This window comes from Rubrivirga sp. (assembly GCF_049648075.1).
In the GTDB taxonomy this organism is placed as follows: Bacteria; Bacteroidota; Rhodothermia; order Rhodothermales; family Rubricoccaceae; genus Rubrivirga.
In genome coordinates, this window is record NZ_JBARYR010000733.1 from 1 (window position 1) to 3,390 (window position 3,390).

Genomic DNA, 3,390 nt, shown 5'->3' on the forward strand with positions numbered 1-3,390 from the left:
GGCCCGCCGCGCTCCGCCGCTTCGTCTTGGTGTTCCCGACGGAGTACCGCCGCGCCCTCGAGGCCGACGCGTTCGCCCACGCCCCCGACCGCCCGGCCGAGCACGGCGACGGCTCCGTCCTCCAAGCCGCGCCTCTCCCCTCCTGAGGTCATGTCCAACACCTTCGACTTTCTCGACCTCCCGCGTCAGCCCATCGCCCGCCGGCCCGTCGCCAGGCGCGTCGAGGACGACCTGGCGGTCGAGCTTCCCATCCTCGAGGGCGACGCCCAGACCCAAGCACGGCGCTGCATGGACTGTGGCGTCCCGTTTTGCCAGGCTGGCTGTCCTCTTGGAAACGCGATCCCGGATTTCAACGAGGCCGTCCAGCAAGAGCGCTGGCGAGACGCGTACGACGTGCTCAGCGCGACGAACAACTTCCCCGAGTTCACCGGCCGCATCTGCCCCGCCCCGTGCGAGTCGGCGTGCGTGCTCGGCCTGGCGGCGGACCCCGTCACCATCGAGCAGATCGAGCAGGCCGTCGCGGAGAAGGCGTTCCAGGCCGGATGGGTCAAGCCCTCGAGGGCGGCTCTGACAGGCAAGACGGTCGGGGTCGTCGGGAGTGGGCCGGCAGGCTTGGCAGCCGCGGCGCAGCTCGCGTCCGTTGGCCATACGGTCACGGTCTACGAGCGGGACGACCGGCCGGGCGGGCTGCTCCGCTACGGCGTCCCAGACTTCAAGCTGAGCAAGGACCTGTTGGACCGGCGCCTCGACGTTCTTCGCGCGTCGGGCGTTCGCTTCGAGTGCGGCGTCGAGGTCGGGACCGACGGGACATGGGCGGATCTCCGCGCTCGGCACGACGCGGTCATCATCGCGACCGGCGCCACGCGGGCGCACGACCTCGAGGTGCCGGGCCGCGAGCTCGGGGGCGTCGTGACGGCATGGGACTACCTGACGCCGCACGCCAAGCAGGTCGCCGGCGGGCCACCGTCCTCGATCAGCGCGGCCGGGAAGCGAGTCGTCGTGATCGGCGGAGGCGACACGGCGTCGGACTGCATCGGGGTGGCGCACCGGCAAGGGGCGGCGTCCGTCGTCAGCTTTCAGATCACGGACCGGCCGCCGGACCGGGTGCCGCGAGGCGCCACGTGGCCGTTTCGGAGCCCGGCGCTCTCGACCTCGAGTTCGCACGAGGAGGGCGGCGACCGCGTGTGGTCGGTCTCGGCCCAGGAGTTCTGCGGGGACGGCCACGTGTCGTCGGTCCGCACACTCGACGCTCGCGTCGACACGTCCGGCGGCGGCTTTCGCGTCGAGACCCTGGAGGAGACGGACCGTATGTGGGGCGCCGACTTGGTCGTGATCGCCATCGGCTACGCCGGACCGGAGACGGAGGCCCTGACCGAGCAGACCGGCGTCACGCTCGACTCACGGGGATGGGTCTCGGCGACGGACTACGCGACGGCCGCCGACGGCGTGTTCGTGGCCGGCGACGCCCAGCGCGGCGCCTCGCTCGTAGTCTGGGCGATCTCGGACGGCCGCGAGGCCGCGCGCGCGGTGGACCTGACCCTCGAGGGCGAGACCTCGCTCCCGACCAAGGGCGACGGCGACCTGCCTCGGGGATGACTCGTCCTCGAGGACGTAGGTTTCGAGCATGGCACTCCTTCTCACCGACCACCAGCACGCCGAGATCGAGCGCATCGCCCAACGCTGGGCGGTGACGTCGTTCGAGCTGTTCGGCTCCGCTCTCGACGACCGGTTCGGTCCCGAGAGCGACGTGGACCTGTTGGTCTCGTTTCGTCCCGACGCACGGCCGACGCTGTTCGACCTGTTCGACATCACGGACGAGCTCGAGGCCGTCGTAGGACGACCGGTTGACCTGATGACTCGCCGAGCCATAGAGAAGAGCCACAACCCGTACCGAAAGGCCTTCATCCTCGACTCCGCCCGTCTCCTGTATCGAAGCGCGGCATGACTCGCGACCACGTGACGTTCGCGGACCTCGAGCGATTCGCCCGAGAAGCCATCGCATTCGCCAAGCGTGCGGGTTCGTTCGAGGCCTTCGAGGACGATCGTCTGGTCCAGTCCGCCGTGCTCCACCACTTGATGGTCATTGGAGAGGCCACAAAGCGACTGTCTCCGTCGTTCCGAGACCGCCACTCCGACATCCCGTGGACCAAGATGGCCCAGATGCGAGACCGACTCATTCACGGGTACGACAACGTCGACCTCGGAATTGTCTGGGGAGCCGTGACCGAGGACATCGCCGGACTCCTTCCCCAGCTTCGGACGCTGCTCGAATCCCTCTGAGCCGTCCTCGAGGGCGCACCGTGTGAAGTCGTCGGCCTCGAGGACGCGCCTGGCCTCGAGGGTCTACATTGAGGCCTGCTCTTTCACCCCGCCTCAGGTGCCGCGCTTCGCCGCGGCTGAAAAGGGAATCCGGTGACACGTCGTTGACGCCACGCCGGAGCTGTACCCGCAACTGTAGGCGACCCGCCGCTGGCCATGACGCCCGCGACCACTCCCGCCCTCGAGGCCGGGGGGAAGGTCGGGGCCGAGCCGACGCACGCCTCGACGCCGAGGCCGGGCCGCAAGCCAGGAGACCTGCCTGAACGCGACGATCCCCACCGCCTCCGGGACCAGAGGCGCGGTGTCCTTCGACGCGGCCGGACGGCCGTGTGCGCTGACCCCGTGCCTGCTTGAGGCATGGGGTTTTTTATGCGCCTCGCCGCCCTCCTTTTTCTCGCCTCCGCCGCGCTCCACGCGCAGACGGCCTCGCCCGACACTCTCGGTGAGGTGACCGTGACGGCCGCTCGAGCACCGGTCGCGACGCACGCCGCGCCGAGCCGCGTGACGGTCTTGGACCGCGCCGACCTCGAGGCTGCCGGCGCCCGAACCGTCGCGGACGCGTTGGAGGCGAGAACGGCCGTGTTCGTCAAGCGCTACGGCCCAGGCGGACTGGCGAGCCTGTCGCTCCGAGGGACCGGCGCCAGCCAAACGCTGGTGCTGCTCGACGGCCACCGGATCACGGATCCTCAGCTTGGACAGCTGGACCTGAGCCTGCTACCGGCCGCCGCCGTCGACGGCCTCGAGGTCGCGCACGGCCCGGCGTCGGCGCTGTACGGGACCGATGGCATCGGCGGCGTGATTCAAGTCCGCACACATCGACCTCGAGGTCGAAGCGCGCGGATCGACGTGAGAACCGGCGCGTGGGGCGAGCGCGGCGGCAGCTTCCTGGTCGCGGACAACCGGCCCGGCCTTTCGGCCGTCGTCGCATTCGACCACGACCAAGGCGACGGCGACTACCTCTACACGGACTCGACGCGGTTCGACCAAGAAACCCGGACGCTCGGTGTGACCGGCCCTCGCTCGAATGCCGATATCCGGCGCGATGCCTTGTTCGGAAAGCTGGCCTACGAG

Annotated in this window: 4 protein-coding genes and 1 riboswitch; all 4 genes read left to right on the plus strand. The window is 69.9% G+C overall.

Features of this window, described 5'->3' with window-relative positions; genetic code table 11:
- Nucleotides 1-150 precede the first annotated feature (150 nt).
- A complete protein-coding gene (locus WBA11_RS19360; RefSeq protein ID WP_424522268.1) occupies nucleotides 151-1,596 on the plus strand; it encodes a glutamate synthase subunit beta in 1,446 nt (481 codons plus the stop codon).
- 28 nt (nucleotides 1,597-1,624) lie between these two features.
- Nucleotides 1,625-1,945, plus strand: a complete 321-nt coding sequence (locus WBA11_RS19365; RefSeq protein WP_424522269.1) for a nucleotidyltransferase family protein — start codon at nucleotides 1,625-1,627, stop codon at nucleotides 1,943-1,945.
- The gene (locus WBA11_RS19370; RefSeq protein WP_424522270.1) at nucleotides 1,942-2,280 is read left to right on the plus strand and encodes a DUF86 domain-containing protein; all 339 of its coding nucleotides are present in this window, start codon (nucleotides 1,942-1,944) and stop codon (nucleotides 2,278-2,280) included. The genes WBA11_RS19365 and WBA11_RS19370 overlap by 4 nt, the downstream gene beginning before the upstream one ends.
- A gap of 78 nt (nucleotides 2,281-2,358) precedes the next feature.
- Nucleotides 2,359-2,596: riboswitch (cobalamin riboswitch) on the plus strand.
- A 92-nt stretch (nucleotides 2,597-2,688) separates the two neighbouring features.
- On the plus strand, nucleotides 2,689-3,390 hold a 702-nt coding region (locus WBA11_RS19375; RefSeq protein WP_424522271.1), incomplete at its 3' end, for a TonB-dependent receptor.

Coding starts and splice junctions, on each gene's coding strand:
- WBA11_RS19360 (WP_424522268.1), top strand. CDS start 151: ATGTCCAACACCTTCGACTTTCTCGACCTCCCGCGTCAGCCCATCGCC.
- WBA11_RS19365 (WP_424522269.1), top strand. CDS start 1,625: ATGGCACTCCTTCTCACCGACCACCAGCACGCCGAGATCGAGCGCATC.
- WBA11_RS19370 (WP_424522270.1), top strand. CDS start 1,942: ATGACTCGCGACCACGTGACGTTCGCGGACCTCGAGCGATTCGCCCGA.